Consider the following 15,780-nt stretch of genomic DNA (forward strand, 5'->3'; position numbering starts at 1 on the left):
GTGTCCCCATGACCATCGGATCCCGCATCAGCACTCGACGATATTCACCGCGAGCCCGCCGCGCGACGTTTCCTTGTACTTCGTCTTCATGTCGGCGCCCGTTTCGCGCATCGTCTTGATCACGGAGTCGAGCGACACATAGTGCGAGCCGTCGCCGCGCAGCGCCATGCGCGCCGCGTTGACTGCCTTCACCGACGCCATCGCGTTGCGCTCGATGCAGGGGATCTGCACCATCCCGCCGACCGGGTCGCAGGTGAGGCCGAGGTTGTGTTCCATCCCGATTTCGGCCGCGTTCTCGACCTGCTGCGGCGTGCCGCCGAGCACGGCCGCCAGCGCGCCGGCCGCCATCGAGCACGCGACGCCCACTTCGCCCTGGCAACCGACTTCCGCACCCGAAATCGACGCGTTGAGCTTGTAAAGAATGCCGATCGCGGCGGCCGTCAACAGGAAGTCGATCACGCCCTGTTCGTTCGCACCGGGCGTGAAGCGCGTGTAGTAGTGCAGCACGGCCGGGATGATGCCGGCCGCGCCGTTGGTCGGCGCGGTGACGACGCGGCCGCCGGCCGCGTTTTCCTCGTTGACCGCGATCGCGTACAGGTTGATCCAGTCGATCATCGACAGCGGGTCCTGCAGCGCGCGCTCGGGGCTGCCCGTCAGCGTGCGGTACAACTGCGGCGCGCGGCGCTTGACCTGGAACGGGCCGGGCAGGTTGCCGTCGGCTTCCGGGTTGCCGATCCCGCAGCCGCGCGACACGCACGATTGCATCACGGCCCAGATCTTCAGCAGGCCGTCGCGCGTCTCTTCCTCGGTATGCCACGCGCGCTCGTTTTCCCACATCAGCTGCGCGATCGACTTGCCGGTCGACTCGGTCAGCGCGAGCAGCTCGGCGCCGGTGCGGAACGGGTGGGTCATCTGCTCGGCCGCGCTCAGCACCTTCGTGTTCGGTGCGCCGGCCGTCACGACGAAGCCGCCGCCGACCGACAGGTAGGTGCGCTCGACCAGCACGTTGCCGCTCGCGTCGGACGCGCGCAGTTTCATCCCGTTCGGGTGCTCGGGCAGCGCCTGGCGGTAGAACGCGATGTTCTCCTTCAGCACGAACGGCACCGGATGCGTGCCCAGCAGCGCGAGCTGCTTCGATTTGCGGACGTCTTCCAGCCGCGCGTCGATCGTGTCGGGATCGACGGTATCGGGCGCGTCGCCGAGCAGGCCGAGCATCACGCCGCGGTCGGTGCCGTGGCCCTTGCCGGTCGCGCCGAGCGAGCCGTACAGCTCGACCTTCACGTGGGCCGTGGCGTCGAGTTGCCCGTCACGCTCGAGTCCCTGGACGAACATCAGCGCCGCGCGCATTGGCCCGACCGTATGCGAGCTGGACGGACCGATGCCGATCTTGAAGAGGTCAAAGACGCTGACTGCCATATTGATTCCTGCCTTGCTTTAAGAATATTGCTAGCGCGCCTGCAACGGCAGGCACGCGGCGAGCCATGCGGGCGGCGTTGGGGAAAGCTGCTGCGCGACGCGGGCATAGCGCCCGTCGAGCCGCGCGGCCAGATGAAAGAGTTCGGTGGCGTTTTTCGGGTCCCACTGCCCCGTGTAGCCGGGCAAACCGGCCTCGCGGCGCTTCGCATCGAACGGCACCGGCGAATTCACGAATTCCTCGTGCGTTTTTTCGCCGAGCGCGTACGGCACGAGCCAGTCAAGCGCGGCCGCGAGCGTCGCGCCGTTCGCGCCCCGTTCGCGCAGCCAGTTGCGGTTGAAGCGGCGCGCGGCGAGCGCTGCCGTCACCAGCGGCTGCAGGTCGTAGACCGCGTAATGCAGCGCATCGCGTTCCTCGAAGTCCCAGGTCTTGCCGTCCGGGCCGATGTTGTCGGCGAGATGCTCGACGAACAGCCGCTGCGCGGCGTTCATCATCTTGCGGTCGCCGAGCGTGAACGCGGACAGCGCGATCAGCTTGATCCGGTGGCTCTGCCAGTTGTTGCGCCAGGTGCCCGTGAGCGGACGCTTCTGCGCGTCGATCTGCGCGACGTAGCCGGCGCCGAGCTTCGCGATGAACGCGGCCGTCGCGTTGCGGGTCTTCACCGGCAGCGCGCTCGCGGTCATGTCGTACGCGACGATCAGGCTTTCGAAACGCGTCTCGTCGATCGGGTTGAAGCTCGGCTGGTAGGTCGCGACCCACGCGGACAGGAAGCGGTCGACGAGCTGCAGGTAGCGCGGCGCGTTCGTCACGCGCCACGCGAGCGCGGCATCGCGCATCAGGTCGAGATCCTTCAGCGCGGCGGCACTCTGGTCGTAGATGCCTTCGTGCGGCAGCGTGCCCTCGGTGTGCACGCGCGCCATCGCCTTCGGCTGCTCGCCGATGCGCGCGTCGACGCTGCGGATCAGCGCCTGGATGCCCGGCTCGGCCTGTGTCGTCTCGCTCGCCTGCAGTGCCGGCGCCGCGCAGAAATTCATCGCCGCGCGCGCGCTGCCGGACGCGCCGAGGCCGGCGGCGGCAAACGACAGCGACGCGACGAGCATCGGCACGACACGGCGCGCGCGCGGCCGCCCTTGCATTGCACCATGGCCCGGAAACATCGGACGCACCATGCGGAACTCCTTCATTGGCTGGATCGCGTGTGATGTTAGCCGGATTGGCGGACGAACGTGAACCGGTTCGAGCGGCGAACAAAAAAACCGCACGCAACCCGGGTTGCGTGCGGTGCGGTCACCATCGGGCGGCTCCTGGCCTGGCGCGCGTTACGCGTAATCCGACATCGGCACGCACGAGCAGAACAGGTTGCGGTCGCCGTAGACGTTGTCCGCGCGGCCGACCGGCGGCCAGTACTTGTTCGTGCCCAGCGAGGCGACCGGGTACGCAGCCTGCTCGCGCGAGTACGCGTGCGGCCATTCGTTCGCGGTGACGACGGCCGCCGTGTGCGGTGCGTGACGCAGCGGGTTGTCCTCGCGGTCGGCACGGCCTTCCTCGACTGCGCGGATTTCGTCGCGGATCGCGATCATCGCGGCAATGAAGCGGTCGAGTTCTTCCTGCGATTCCGATTCGGTCGGCTCGACCATCAGCGTGCCCGGGACCGGGAAGCTCATCGTCGGCGCGTGGAACCCGTAGTCCATCAGGCGCTTCGCGACGTCGTCGACGGTGATGCCGCTCGATTCCTTGATCGGACGCAGGTCGAGAATGCATTCGTGCGCGACCAGCCCGCCCGGGCCCGAATACAGCACCGGGTAGTGCGGCGCGAGGCGCTTCGCGATGTAGTTCGCGTTGAGGATCGCGGTTTCCGTCGCGGCGGTCAGGTTCTTCGCGCCCATCATCGCGATGTACATCCACGAGATCGGCAGGATCGACGCCGAGCCGTACGGCGCGGCCGATACCGCACCGATGCCGTCTTCTTCACGCGTGTAGCCGGTCGAACGCTGGTTCGGCAGGAACTTCGCGAGGTGCGCGCCGACCGCGACCGGACCGACGCCCGGGCCGCCACCGCCGTGCGGGATGCAGAAGGTCTTGTGCAGGTTCAGGTGCGACACGTCGCCGCCGAACTGGCCCGGCGCGGTCAGGCCGACCATCGCGTTCATGTTCGCGCCGTCGACGTACACCTGGCCGCCGTGCGCATGGACGATCTCGCAGATCTCGCGGACGTTCTGCTCGAACACGCCGTGCGTCGACGGATACGTGATCATGATTGCCGCGAGGTCCTTCGCGTGCGCGTCGGCCTTCGCCTTCAGATCGGCGATGTCGACGTTGCCCTGCGCGTCGCATGCAACGACCACGACCTTCATGCCGGCCATGTGCGCCGATGCCGGGTTCGTGCCGTGGGCGGACGCCGGGATCAGGCACACGTCGCGATGGGCTTCGCCGCGCGACGCGTGGTAAGCGTGGATGATCAGCAGGCCCGCGTACTCGCCCTGCGAGCCCGCGTTCGGCTGCAGCGACACGGCCGCGTAGCCGGTGGCCGCGACGAGCATCTGCTCGAGCTGGTCGATCATCTCGCGGTAGCCGACGGTCTGGTCGGCCGGCGCGAACGGGTGGATGCCGCCGAATTCGGGCCACGTGACGGGCAGCATTTCCGACGTCGCGTTCAGCTTCATCGTGCACGAGCCGAGCGGGATCATCGAGCGGTCGAGCGCGAGATCCTTGTCCGACAGGCTGCGCAGGTAGCGCAGCATTTCGGTTTCGGAATGGTGGCGGTTGAACACGTGGTGCGTCAGGTACGCGCTCGTGCGCTCGAGGCCGGCCGGCAGCGCGGGGACGCCGGCGAGGCCCGCGTCCAGCGCGTCGACGGCCGGTGCGGTGCCGCCCGCGGCTTGCGCGAACACGGCGAGGAGATCGGCGAGGTCGTCGCGCGTCGTCGTTTCGTCGACCGACACGCCGACTTGCGTGTCGCTCACGCGGCGCAGGTTGATGCGCTTCGCCTTCGCGTATTCGTGAACCTGCGCGGTGCGCGCACCGGTGTCGATCGTCAGCGTGTCGAAGAACGTGTCGTTGACGGTCGCGAAGCCGAGCTGCTTCACGCCGGCGGCGAGCAGCGCCGCGATGCGGTTCACGCGCAGCGCGATCGTCTTCAGGCCGTGCGGGCCGTGGTAGACCGCGTACATGCTGGCCATGATCGCGAGCAGCGCCTGCGCGGTACACACGTTCGACGTGGCCTTCTCGCGGCGGATGTGCTGTTCGCGCGTCTGCAGCGCGAGGCGCAGCGCGGGCTTGCCCTGCGCGTCGACCGTCACGCCGACGAGGCGGCCCGGCATCTGGCGCTTGAATTCGTCACGCACCGCGAGATAGGCGGCGTGCGGGCCGCCGAAGCCCATCGGCACGCCGAAGCGCTGCGTGTTGCCGATCGCGACGTCCGCGCCCCAGTCGCCCGGCGGCGTGAGCACGGTCAGCGCGAGCAGGTCGGCCGCGACGACCACGTGGCCGCCGGCCGCGTGGATCGCTTCGGTGAGCGCGCGGTAGTCGCGCACGTCGCCGTTCACGCCCGGGTACTGCAGCAGCACGCCGAATGCATTCGCTTGCGCGGCGTCGGCGGCCGGGCCGGTCTTGACCTCGATGCCGACCGGCAGCGCGCGCGTGCGGATCACTTCGAGCGTTTGCGGCAGCACGTCGTCGGCGACGTAGAACACGTTCGACGTCGGCTTGCCGGTGCGCTGCAGCAGCGTCATCGCTTCGGCGGCGGCGGTGGCTTCGTCGAGCAGCGACGCGTTCGAGATCGCGAGGCCCGTCAGGTCGGCGACCATCTGCTGGAAGTTCAGGAGCGCCTCGAGGCGACCCTGGGAAATTTCGGGCTGGTACGGCGTGTAGGCCGTGTACCACGCCGGGTTTTCGAGCACGTTGCGCAGGATGACGGCCGGCGTGTGCGTGTCGTGGTAACCCTGACCGATATACGAGCGGAACACCTGGTTCTTGTCTGCGAGCGCACGCAGTGCGGCGAGGGCTTCGGCTTCGCTCTTCGGCTGCGCGAACGGGCCGAGCGGCAGCGTTTCGGCGCGGCGGATCGAGGCCGGGATCACGGCGTCGATCAGGGCGGCGCGCGACGGGAAGCCGAGCGTGTCGAGCATGGCCTGCTGGCTGGCGGCGTCGGGGCCGATGTGGCGTTCGGCGAACGCGTCGTGCGTTTCGAGCGCGGCGAGCGAGAGGGGCGTGCGGTTCATCAGGCGGTCCAGGTGTTCGAGCTTCATGGCGTTCCTTGGTCGGCCCAGGCTGGCGCTTCAGCGCCGACTCGGGCCCCATGCTTTGCGGTCGACCCGGAGCGGCGCCTTGACGCCGGCCCGGGTTCCGCGCGGGGCAGGGTGGCTGACCCGTCCCGCGCGATTCAGGGAGGGTTAGTCGATCAGCTTGCTGTAGGCGGCAGCGTCGAGCAGGTTGTCGGTCGACGCGCCGGCCGCGAGCTTGATCTTGAACAGCCATGCGTCATACGCATCGCCATTCACGTCTTCCGGGCTGTCGGCCACGTCCGTGTTGATCGCGACGACTTCGCCGGTCACGGGCGAGTAGATGTCCGACGCGGCTTTCACCGATTCGACGACGCCGATCGCGTCGCCTGCCTTCACTTGCGTGCCGACTTTCGGCAACTCGAGGAACACGATGTCACCAAGCGTGTTCTGCGCGTGATCGGTGATGCCGATCGTCAGCGTGCCGTCCGCCTCGGTGCGGATCCATTCGTGTTCGTCGGTATATTTCAGATCGGCCGGGACGTTGCTCATCGGATGCTCCTGATAAAAGGGTGTGTTCGTTTTGCTGGCGCGCCGCCGGGGCGCGCCGGGTGTGGTGTTGCGCCGGGCGCCATCTCCCGGCTTCCCGGGAGGCGGGCCTCCCGGCCGTTACGCAGCGAGGACCTTGCCGTTGCGCACGAACGGCAGTTTTACCACGCGCGCGGGAAGATTCTTGTCTCGAATTTGAACCTGGACCAGGTCGCCGATCTGGACGGCGGCCGGCACACGCGCGAACGCGATCGATTCCTGCATCGACGGCGAGAACGTGCCGCTCGTGATCTCGCCTTCGCCGTGCGGCGTGACGACTTTCTGGTGCGCGCGCAGCACGCCGCCTGCCTTGCCGTTTTCCTTCTGCAGGATCAGGCCGACGAACGCGGCGCGGGTGCCGTTGGCTTCCAGTGCGGCGCGGCCGACGAAGTCGCGCGGCGTGGAGAGATCGACCGTCCACGCGAGGCCCGCGTCGAGCGGCGAGACGGTGTCGTCCATGTCCTGGCCGTACAGGTTCATGCCGGCCTCGAGGCGCAGCGTGTCACGCGCGCCGAGCCCGCACGGGCGCACGCCGTTTTGCTGCAGCGCGTTCCACAGCGCTTCGACGTGCACGGCCGGGACGATCACTTCGAAACCGTCTTCACCGGTGTAGCCGGTGCGCGCGACGGTGAGATCGCCGAACGGCGTGCCGGCGACCTGCGCGGCGTTGAACGGCTTCAGTTCGCTGGTGGCGGCACGCGCGGCGGGCACCGTCGTCCAGGCCTTTTCGCGGGCGTTCGGGCCCTGAACGGCGATGATCGCGAAATCGCGGCGCGGCGCGATCGTGACGCCGAAGCCGCCTTGCTCGTTCAGCTGGTTGAACCACGCGATGTCTTTCTCGGCCGTGCCGGCGTTGACGACGACGCGGAAGAATTCTTCGGTGAAGTAGTAGACGATCAGGTCGTCGATGACGCCGCCCTGCGGATTGAGCAGGCACGAGTAGAGGGCCTTGCCGGGCGTCTTGAGCTTGCCGACGTTGTTCGCGATCGCATGCTCGAAGAATGCGCGCACGCGGCTGCCGGTGAAATCGACGACGCACATGTGCGACACGTCGAACATGCCGGCGTCGGTGCGCACGGCTTCATGTTCTTCGATCTGCGAGCCGTAGTTGACGGGCATGTCCCAGCCGCCGAAGTCGACCATGCGGGCATTGAGCGCGCGGTGCGCGGCGTTGAGCGGGGTGTGATTCAGTGCAGTCATCGAGGCCTCAGGCAAGGCGCTTGCGCGCGGATCAGAACGGCCATGTGCCGACCACCGCGGCCGATGGCCTGCGAGCGATCCGGTACATGCCCCTCTGTCCTCGATACCTGAGAGATTGCGCTGCCGGCCAGGCCTGGCGAACGCGCGCCCCTTCGGTGGGCAGCTTGCCCGCGCAGCGGATGCGCTGCGGGCTACTGCCGCTCTCCAGAGTGCGGGGAGAGTGTGGCCCGCGCAATGCGCGGACGGGATTCCCCGACGCGGTCGGTCCTTTTGCCTGAGAGTTTGCGGGTGTGCCCCTTCGGCGGCGCAACCGGCTGAAACAGCCCGGTTACACGCTCTCCCGACGCGTGCGGGCGACTGTACGCGAGCGGGTGGGCCTTGTCAATTTGAGCAAAAGAATGTCGCTTCGCGACAAGCGGCGGCAGCCGGTGCCGCCGCTTTTCCGCTCCGGCGGGCGCCGGTGCGTTACTCGCCGATCGCGCGCGCGGCCGTGTCGAGTTCCTGGTTCAGCACGCGCTGCTCGTCGCCGGACAGGCCGCCGCTGTGCTGCGCGGACATGTCGTTCGATTCCTGGCGGATCACGTCGAGGCGATGATGAAGCTGCGCGCCGTACGGCGGCGGGTAGTAGCCGCCGTTCACGCGTGCATCGATGCGGCGGTGCAGGTTGTCGATCCGGCCCTGGATCTGCTGCATCCGCTCGTTCGCGACGACCTGCGGATTCGGCCGCGGCGGGGGCGCCGGGCGGACCGGCTGCTGCGGCTGCACGATACAGGCCGCAAGCGAGGAAACCAGCACGCAGCACACTGCTGCGCGAATCAACCGTTGCATCAACATTCTCCTGACGGATTGGTGTCGGATCGACTTTTTCGAGAAACGCATCAGACCAGTCTGCCGCTGACTTTCGTTCCCCCGGCATTTGTAACCGAATGTTCCGGTTGATCCCCTGCACCGGCGCTGGCCGGATGCCACCGGCCGCCGCGCGGTGTCAGATCGTGCGGCGCACGAACGGCAGCCGGCGGCCGTCGTGCTCGCTCTGCGCGGCGAGCTCGATGATCGTCATCACGTCGACGGCGTCCTGCGCGGTGACGGGGAACGGCGCGCCGTCGCGGATCGATGCGGCGAGCGCGCGGTAGAACTCCGCGTACTGGCCATCGAGCGTCGGCACCGGGCGCTCGACCTCGACGTCGACTTCGCCGTCGAGCACGCGCAGCAGGCCGGGCGGGTTGCCGCCGCCGAATTCGACGTCGTCGGCGGTGAGGCCGGCCTTGAGCTGGTCTTCCTGCGTGTCGAGCCCGAACTTCTGGTAGCTGCCGCGCGTGCCGTGCAGCGTGAAGCGCGCGGGTTCGATCGCCGACAGCGCGCTCGCATGCAGCGCGACGTCCTTGTCCGGATAGCCGAGCTGCAGGTGCACGAAATCGGGCGCCGTGCCGTTGTCGCGGCGCGTCTTGACGGTCGCGCTCACCGTTTCCGGCAGGCCGAACAGCGCGAGCGCCTGATCGATCAGGTGCGGGCCGAGGTCGAGCAGCAGGCCGCCGCCGCGGGCCGGCTCCTCGCGCCAGCGCGTGCGTGGCGTCGGGCGGAAGCGGTCGAAGTGCGACTCGAAAAAGGTCAGCCGGCCGAGCTCGCCCGATTCGACGATGCGACGCACGGTGAGGAAATCGCCGTCCCAGCGGCGGTTGTGGAACGGCGCGAACAGCCGGCTGCGCGCATTCGCGAGCCGCGCGAGCGCGAGCGCCTCGTCGGCGGTGAGCGTGACGGGCTTGTCGACGACCACGTGGCGGCCGGCTTCGAGCACCTGGCGCGCGAGCGCGAAGTGCGTGTCGTTCGGCGTGGCGATCACCACGCACTCGATGTCGTCGAGGCCGAGCAGCGCGTCGAGGTCGGGGACGACGCGCGCGCCCGGATACGCAGCCTGCGCGCGATCGGGCTGACCCGTCGCAATCGCGGCGACTTCAGTGCGGCCGCTCGTGGCGATCACGGGCGCGTGGAACGTCGCGCCGGCGAAACCGAAACCCATCAAACCAATCCTGAGCAATGACGACATGGCAATTCCTGGCTGCGAAGGAAACTAAAGGATGGCGCGCCGAGACGGCGCGAAGACGACCGGCTATTTTGGCATGGCGCCGCCGCTTGCATCGGCGCGTCCGGGCGAAATGCGCGGTGCGATGCGGCGCTTGCGCAAGGAAAGCCGGCATTTTGCGCGGTTCCGTGTGCCGTGCGGGCGGGGTTGCCTGTCTGCCCGTGCGGTGAACGGCTGCCGCCGGGGCGCCGCCCGGCGTCATACGGTTGCGCGCTGCCGCATGGCGGCGGCGACCTGCTCGGCCCACACCGCGCAGGCGGTCGCGCCGGGGTGGAAGCCGTCGGTGGCCATCAGGTGGCGCTCGAGCGGCAGCGCGACGCGCAGGAACGTGCAGTGCGGCTGCGTGGCGGCCCACCCGGCGAGCGCCGTGTTGAGCCGCTTCGCGCGCAGCCCGAGATACCACGCGAGCGGCTGCGGCAGCGCCGGAAAGCGCTCCATCGGCGGCACCGCCGACAGGATCGCGTGCCCGACCCGGAAGCGCGCGGCGAGCAACCGGACGAGCTCGGCCTGCTGCGCCTGCCAGCGGGCCGGCGGCACGCCGCCCGTCACGTCGTTGACGCCGAGCGACGTGACGGCCACGTCGAACGGCTCGGCCGGCTCGGCGGCGAGCCAGTCGACGAGCTCCCGCGTGGTCAGGCCGGTGCGCGCGAGCAGTTTCCAGCTCACGCGATGGGTGGCCGCGAGCGCGCTCGCCAGTTGCCCGGACAGCGCGTCGCGCTGCGTCGCGACGCCGACGCCCGCGGCGGCCGAATCTCCGACTACCAGCACGCGCAGCGGCGGGCCGTCGCCCGCCACGCCGTCGCGCGGGCCGGCGGCCTCGGGCAGCCGCGGCGTGACGCGGCGCACGTAGCGCCCCTGCGCGAACAGCAGCGGGCCGAGGGCGGCGGTGGCGAACGGGTATCCCATGATGTCGATCCGGTGGCGATTCAGGTGACGCAAACGGGCCGGCGCGGGGCGGCGCCGGAGTGGGCATATTGTGGCCGATCGGTGCGCGAAAGGGGCCGGATTGGCCGGACGGACAGGGGGCGGCCGGCCGGTCGGCCCGCGCAGCCCCGTCCGGCGGCGCTCCCGAAAAGCGCGCCGCCGACGTGTTAACATGCGCGTCCTGCCCGCGTGTCCGCTTGCTTCGCCAGCCCGCCGCGCACGGCATCCTCCCGGCGTTCCGCCGTCAACCGCAACACCATCCGCCATCATGTCCGCAGGCCTGAATCCCGCCCAGAACGAAGCGGTGCGCTACCTCGACGGTCCCTGTCTCGTGCTCGCCGGCGCGGGCAGCGGCAAGACCCGCGTGATCACGCAGAAGATCGCGCACCTGATCGAAGCGAAAGGCTTCGAGCCGCGCCACATCGCTGCCGTCACGTTCACGAACAAGGCGGCCGCCGAAATGCGCGAGCGCGTGTCGAAGCTGCTCGAGGGCAAGACGCTCACCACGCCCGGCAAGGAAGGCCGCAAGGTGCCCGTCAACCAGCTCACCGTCTGCACGTTCCACTCGCTGGGCGTGCAGATCCTGCGCCAGGAGGCCGAGCACGTCGGCCTGAAGCCGCAGTTCTCGATCATGGATTCGGACGACTGCTTCGGGATGATCCAGGAGCAGATCGGCACGACCGACAAGGGCCTGATCCGCAAGATCCAGAGCACCATCTCGCTGTGGAAGAACGGCCTGATCATGCCCGACGAGGCGATGACGATCGCGGCCAACGAGGACGAGCACCAGGCCGCGCTGGTCTACCGCAACTACGTCGCGACGCTGCATGCGTACCAGGCGGTCGACTTCGACGATCTGATCCGCCTGCCCGCCGAGCTGTTCGCGAAGAACGAGCCCGTGCGCGACCGCTGGCAGAACAAGCTGCGCTACCTGCTGATCGACGAATACCAGGACACCAACGCGTGCCAGTACGAGCTGCTGAAGCAGCTCGCCGGCCCGCGCGCGGCGTTCACGGCGGTGGGCGACGACGATCAGGCGATCTACGGCTGGCGCGGCGCGACGCTCGAGAACCTCGCGCAGCTCGGCAAGGATTTCCCGAAGCTGCACGTGATCAAGCTCGAGCAGAACTACCGGTCGACGGTGCGCATCCTGACCGCCGCGAACAACGTGATCGCGAACAACCCGAAACTGTTCGAGAAGAAGCTGTGGTCCGAGCACGGGATGGGCGATTCGATCACCGTCACGCCGTGCAACGACGAGGAGCATGAAGCCGAATCGGTCGTGTTCCGGCTGTCCGCGCACAAGTTCGAGCGGCGCGCGCAGTTCCGCGACTACGCGATCCTGTATCGCGGCAACTTCCAGGCGCGGATCTTCGAGCAGGTGCTGCGCCGCGAGCGGATTCCGTACGTGCTGTCGGGCGGCCAGTCGTTCTTCGACAAGGCCGAGATCAAGGATCTGTGCGCGTACCTGCGGCTGATCGCGAACGCCGACGACGATCCCGCGTTCATCCGCGCGGTCACCACGCCGCGCCGCGGGATCGGCAACACGACGCTCGAAGCGCTCGGCTCGTTCGCGGGCCAGGCGAAGGTGTCGCTGTTCGAGGCCGTGTACATGGGCGGGATCGAGGCGCGGCTGTCCGCGCGCCAGGTCGAGCCGCTGCGGATGTTCTGCGACTTCATCCAGCGCCTGACCGAGCGTGCGGACAAGGATCCCGCCACCGCTGTGCTCGACGACATGATGGAGGCGATCCACTACGAGGCGTACCTGTACGACGCGTTCGACGAACGGCAGGCGCAGTCGAAGTGGCAGAACGTGCTCGAATTCCTCGAATGGCTGAAGCGCAAGGGCACCAAGCCCGAGAAGGAGGCCGTCGACGGCGAGGCGGAAGGCTTCCACAACGCGGACGGCCTGGCCGATACGGGCAAGAACCTGCTCGGCCTGATCCAGACCGTCGCGCTGATGTCGATGCTCGAGGGCAAGGATGAAGATCCGGACGCCGTGCGGCTGTCGACCGTCCACGCGTCGAAGGGGCTCGAGTATCCGCACGTGTTCCTGGTCGGCGTCGAGGAAGGCATCATGCCGCACCGCGGCAGCTCCGAGGATGACGGCCCGATCGACAACGAGCGGATCGAGGAGGAGCGCCGGCTGATGTACGTCGCGATCACGCGCGCGCAGCGCAGCCTGCACCTGAACTGGTGCAAGAAACGCAAGCGGGCGCGCGAGACGGTCGTGTGCGAACCGTCGCGCTTCATCCCGGAGATGGGGCTCGACGATGCGCCGCCGCCCACACCGGAAGAGGCGCCGATGTCGCCGAAGGACCGGCTCGCGAGCCTGAAGGCGTTGCTGCAGAAGTGACCTGGCGGTGCCGCCGCCGCGCGCACGGCGGTCCGGCGATCCGGCGGTCCGCCGACAAAACAAAACCCCCGCGATGCGTATGCGTCGCGGGGGTTTTTTACTGACGGCCGGGCGGGGTTACTTCGACGCGTTGACCATGTAGTCGACGGCGGCCTTCACGTCGGCGTCCGACGCGTTCGACCCGCCCTTCGGCGGCATCGCGCCCTTGCCGTGCAACGCGTAGTTGTAGACCGTGTCCATCGAGTCCTTCAGGCGCGGCGCCCAGTCTTCCTTGCTGCCGAACTTCGGCGCGCCGAGCACGCCCGCCGCGTGGCAGGCCTGGCAGGTCGACGTGTACAGCGCCTTGCCGGCGTCGGCGCCGGCCGGGGCGGCTGCTGCCGCGGGCGCTTCGCCGGCCTTCGGGATCGCGGCGATCGCAGCCTGGGCCGCGGCGACCTGCGCGCTGGCGGCGTCCGCCGCGCCCGACGCGGCTGCGGCGCCGCTGGCGGGTTGCGCCGCGTTGGCGGCCGGCGCGGCCGGTTCGGGGAAGTTCGCGCCGTCGTTGTTCGCCATGTAGACGATCGCACGGGCGATTTCATAGTCGCTGACGTCGTCGGGGCTCGTGCCGCCGCGCGGCGGCATCGCGCCCTTGCCGGCCAGCGCCGTCTTCAGCAGCGTGTCGAAGCCTTGCGAGATGCGCGGCGCCCAGTCGTCCTTGTTGCCGAACTTCGGCGCGCCGGCGGCGCCCGTGCCGTGGCAGGTCACGCAGACGGCCTTGTAGACTTCCTCGCCGGTCTTGTACGTGCGGGGCGCGTTAGCGTCCTTCACGTCGACCTTGGCGAGCGGGGCGACACGTGCGGCGACCTGTTCGTCGGATAGCGCGTCCGTGCCGGCGCCGGCACGGAACGCATGGTTCGCATAATTGGCGAACAGGACGATCAGGATGATCGGAATCGCGAACGACGCGATGATGACGGCAATCAGTTGCCCGGGGGTTTTGACGGGAGATTCGTGGGGTGCTTCGCTCATGCTTGCCTCGTCTCCGTGATTAGGAATTGTGAGCGCGGTGCAACGGCAAATGGCAGTCCAATGAAGCCCGGTCGATTATAGACGGAACGTTTACATCACGGCGAGCGGTGCGATGGCGCGTGTTTACCCGCACGCGGCCCGGCCCGGCGGGGATTCGTCGGGCAAGGTGGACGCGTCATGGGAAACCGGGTATCCTTGCCGTCTTGCCAATCGTGGGTGGCCTGTATATTGGGGTCGCTTCACTGTCACAGGCGCCCGTAGCTCAATGGATAGAGTACTGCCCTCCGAAGGCAGGGGTTGCTGGTTCGATCCCAGCCGGGCGCGCCAAGCCTGATAAGGCTTCCAGCGGTTTCGCTACTTCATCGTTTTCTCCCACTTCAGTGAAATTACAGTCAGCCGGCGGCGACGTGCAGCTCGGCGGCCTGCGTGTGCGACTGGACCCACTGCGTCAGGTGGTCCGCTGACAGGTGTGCGTAGCGCTGCACCATTTCCAGCGTCTCCCAGCCGCCCAGCTCCTTCAACACTTGCAGCGGCGTGCCGCGCTGCACATGCCAGCTCGCCCAGGTGTGGCGCAGGTCGTGCCAGCGGAAGTCGCGGATGCCGGCGCGCTTCAGTGCTTTGCGCCAGGCTTCGGTCACGGTCTGATAGACCGGCCGGCCGTGATACACAAACACGCTGTCGACGAACTCGGGCGCGCGCTTCTTCGCGCGCTGGCGCAGCAGCACGGCGATCGCCGTATCTGAGAGCGGCACCGTGATCGCCTTCTTCGCCTTCGCCTGGTCCGGATGAATCCAGGCGACGCGCCGCACGATGTCGACCTGCGACCACTGCAGCCCGGTCACGTTCGAGCGGCGCAAGCCAGTCTCGAGCGCGAAGCGCGCCATGTCGGCCAGATGATCCGGCAACTCGGCGAGCAACCGTTCGGCCTCGGCCGGCGTGAGCCAGCGAATCCGCTTCTGCACGATCTTCGCGCGCTTCGTGACCGGCACGCGGTCCAACCATTCCCACTCGACGGCCGCGTTCAGCACGGCCTTCAGCACGCCGATGACGCGCGTCACGGTGCCGGCGCTGACACACTGATCGGTGGTCACGATCCCGCCCTTCGTGCGGATCACCTTCGGTTCCCTCCGTTTGGCGAGCGCGATCGCGTCGATGCGGTTGCGGTCGATGTCGGCCAACTCGACGCCGGACAGGTGTTGGTCAAGCCAGCGCAGGTGCGTTTTCGACGTTTCCAGGCTCGGCAGCCCTTCGCGATCGCTGACATATCGGACAACCGCATCGTTCCAGGTGTAGCGGGGCCTGTGGCCGAGCTTCGCCTGGTTCCACAGCTCGACCTTCAGGCGGTCGTAGAACTCCCGGGCCTGCGCTTTGTTGCTGGTGCCAGTGCTGCCTTGTACGACCGGACCGCCACCAGGCGGGGTGAGCCGGTAATACCAGTTGGGACTGCTACTGCGTTTATAGAGCGACATTTTTTAACTTCCTCCTGCTGATCGCCCTGCACAACTCGCGGGATCCATTCTCCGGCGAGGTAGCGCTGCAGGGCAACCGTCGAAAACATCCAGCGCTTGCCGACCTTGCGGCCTGGCAGCTCGCCGGCCTTCGCTTTCAGGCGCACCGTCTCGGGATGCGCGCCGAGTATCACCGCCGCGCCGAGCAGGTCGACCGTGCTCGGCGAGGCCGCGCCCGTGTCTCGCGTGGGGGGAGCACACGCAGCGCAACTAGGGGATTGGGGGATAACGCCGAATCTGCTCATAACTGATTGAATTCGTTGAGTATTACCTGCCCCCATTTGCCCCGAATGAAGCGGGGCGCGCGTTTTGATTCGGGGCACAAAAAATAGGCAGCGTCCGCAACTGAGGGCAAAACGGGCATGACTCGGGGCATTGCGTCCGAGTCGATTCCTTGCCTCTCTTCGTATTCTTTCTTCTTCTTTTTCAATGAATTAGAGAGAGAAGAGAAAGGGGCGACGGCGGCCGACGCCAAAATCGGA

At 68.0% G+C, this 15,780-nt stretch carries 11 protein-coding genes, 1 tRNA gene, 1 pseudogene and 2 riboswitches; of the genes and pseudogenes, 2 read left to right on the forward strand and 11 right to left on the reverse strand.

All coding sequences use genetic code 11. The annotated features are described in order from the left end of the window. Positions 1-27 precede the first annotated feature (27 nt). The 8 genes from CFB82_RS00800 to CFB82_RS00835 form a co-directional block, all read right to left on the reverse strand. Positions 28-1,416, reverse strand: coding sequence for an L-serine ammonia-lyase (locus tag CFB82_RS00800; RefSeq protein WP_047851476.1), 1,389 nt, complete (start codon positions 1,414-1,416; stop codon positions 28-30). A 30-nt stretch (positions 1,417-1,446) separates the two neighbouring features. Then, positions 1,447-2,583 (reverse strand): alginate lyase family protein, encoded by a 1,137-nt coding sequence (locus CFB82_RS00805; RefSeq protein WP_071335544.1) that lies wholly within the window; start codon positions 2,581-2,583, stop codon positions 1,447-1,449. A gap of 150 nt (positions 2,584-2,733) precedes the next feature. After that, positions 2,734-5,661 carry an aminomethyl-transferring glycine dehydrogenase gene (gene gcvP / locus CFB82_RS00810; RefSeq protein ID WP_089483200.1) on the reverse strand — a complete coding sequence of 976 codons (2,928 nt, stop codon included), beginning with the start codon at positions 5,659-5,661 and terminating at the stop codon, positions 2,734-2,736. Positions 5,662-5,805: 144 nt separating this feature from the next. After that, positions 5,806-6,186 (reverse strand): glycine cleavage system protein GcvH, encoded by a 381-nt coding sequence (gene gcvH / locus CFB82_RS00815; RefSeq protein WP_069246810.1) that lies wholly within the window; start codon positions 6,184-6,186, stop codon positions 5,806-5,808. A 117-nt stretch (positions 6,187-6,303) separates the two neighbouring features. Further along, entirely contained in the window at positions 6,304-7,422 is a 1,119-nt protein-coding gene (gene gcvT, locus CFB82_RS00820; RefSeq protein WP_069246811.1) for a glycine cleavage system aminomethyltransferase GcvT, read from the reverse strand. 84 nt (positions 7,423-7,506) lie between these two features. Further along, positions 7,507-7,640, reverse strand: a riboswitch (glycine riboswitch). Between the two features lie 34 nt (positions 7,641-7,674). Further along, a riboswitch (glycine riboswitch) is annotated at positions 7,675-7,775 on the reverse strand. Between the two features lie 112 nt (positions 7,776-7,887). Then, a complete protein-coding gene (locus CFB82_RS00825) occupies positions 7,888-8,250 on the reverse strand; it encodes a hypothetical protein (RefSeq protein ID WP_069249198.1) in 363 nt (120 codons plus the stop codon). A 157-nt stretch (positions 8,251-8,407) separates the two neighbouring features. Then, complete coding sequence (locus CFB82_RS00830) at positions 8,408-9,466, reverse strand: oxidoreductase (protein WP_069246812.1); 1,059 nt, start codon at positions 9,464-9,466, stop codon at positions 8,408-8,410. Positions 9,467-9,700: 234 nt separating this feature from the next. After that, on the reverse strand, positions 9,701-10,408 hold the full coding sequence (locus CFB82_RS00835; protein ID WP_069246813.1) for an SGNH/GDSL hydrolase family protein: 708 nt from the start codon (positions 10,406-10,408) through the stop codon (positions 9,701-9,703). A 286-nt stretch (positions 10,409-10,694) separates the two neighbouring features. Here CFB82_RS00835 and CFB82_RS00840 point away from each other — a divergent pair, with 286 nt between their 5' ends. Further along, complete coding sequence (locus CFB82_RS00840) at positions 10,695-12,782, forward strand: UvrD-helicase domain-containing protein (protein WP_069246814.1); 2,088 nt, start codon at positions 10,695-10,697, stop codon at positions 12,780-12,782. 117 nt (positions 12,783-12,899) lie between these two features. On the opposite strand, the gene CFB82_RS00845 is transcribed toward CFB82_RS00840, so the two are convergent. Then, complete coding sequence (locus tag CFB82_RS00845) at positions 12,900-13,790, reverse strand: c-type cytochrome (protein ID WP_069246815.1); 891 nt, start codon at positions 13,788-13,790, stop codon at positions 12,900-12,902. Between the two features lie 251 nt (positions 13,791-14,041). On the opposite strand from CFB82_RS00845, the gene CFB82_RS00850 reads away from it, so the two are divergent. Further along, positions 14,042-14,117 (forward strand) — tRNA-Arg (locus CFB82_RS00850). A gap of 65 nt (positions 14,118-14,182) precedes the next feature. On the opposite strand, the gene CFB82_RS00855 is transcribed toward CFB82_RS00850, so the two are convergent. Continuing rightward, positions 14,183-15,259, reverse strand: a complete 1,077-nt coding sequence (locus CFB82_RS00855) for a tyrosine-type recombinase/integrase (RefSeq protein WP_089483201.1) — start codon at positions 15,257-15,259, stop codon at positions 14,183-14,185. Positions 15,260-15,324: 65 nt separating this feature from the next. Beyond that, positions 15,325-15,579: pseudogene (locus CFB82_RS43860) on the reverse strand (helix-turn-helix domain-containing protein); the annotation flags it as partial. Between the last annotated feature and the right edge of the window lie 201 nt (positions 15,580-15,780).

It is taken from the genome of Burkholderia sp. HI2714 (genome assembly GCF_002223085.1).
Classification (GTDB): Bacteria; Pseudomonadota; Gammaproteobacteria; order Burkholderiales; family Burkholderiaceae; genus Burkholderia; species Burkholderia lata_D.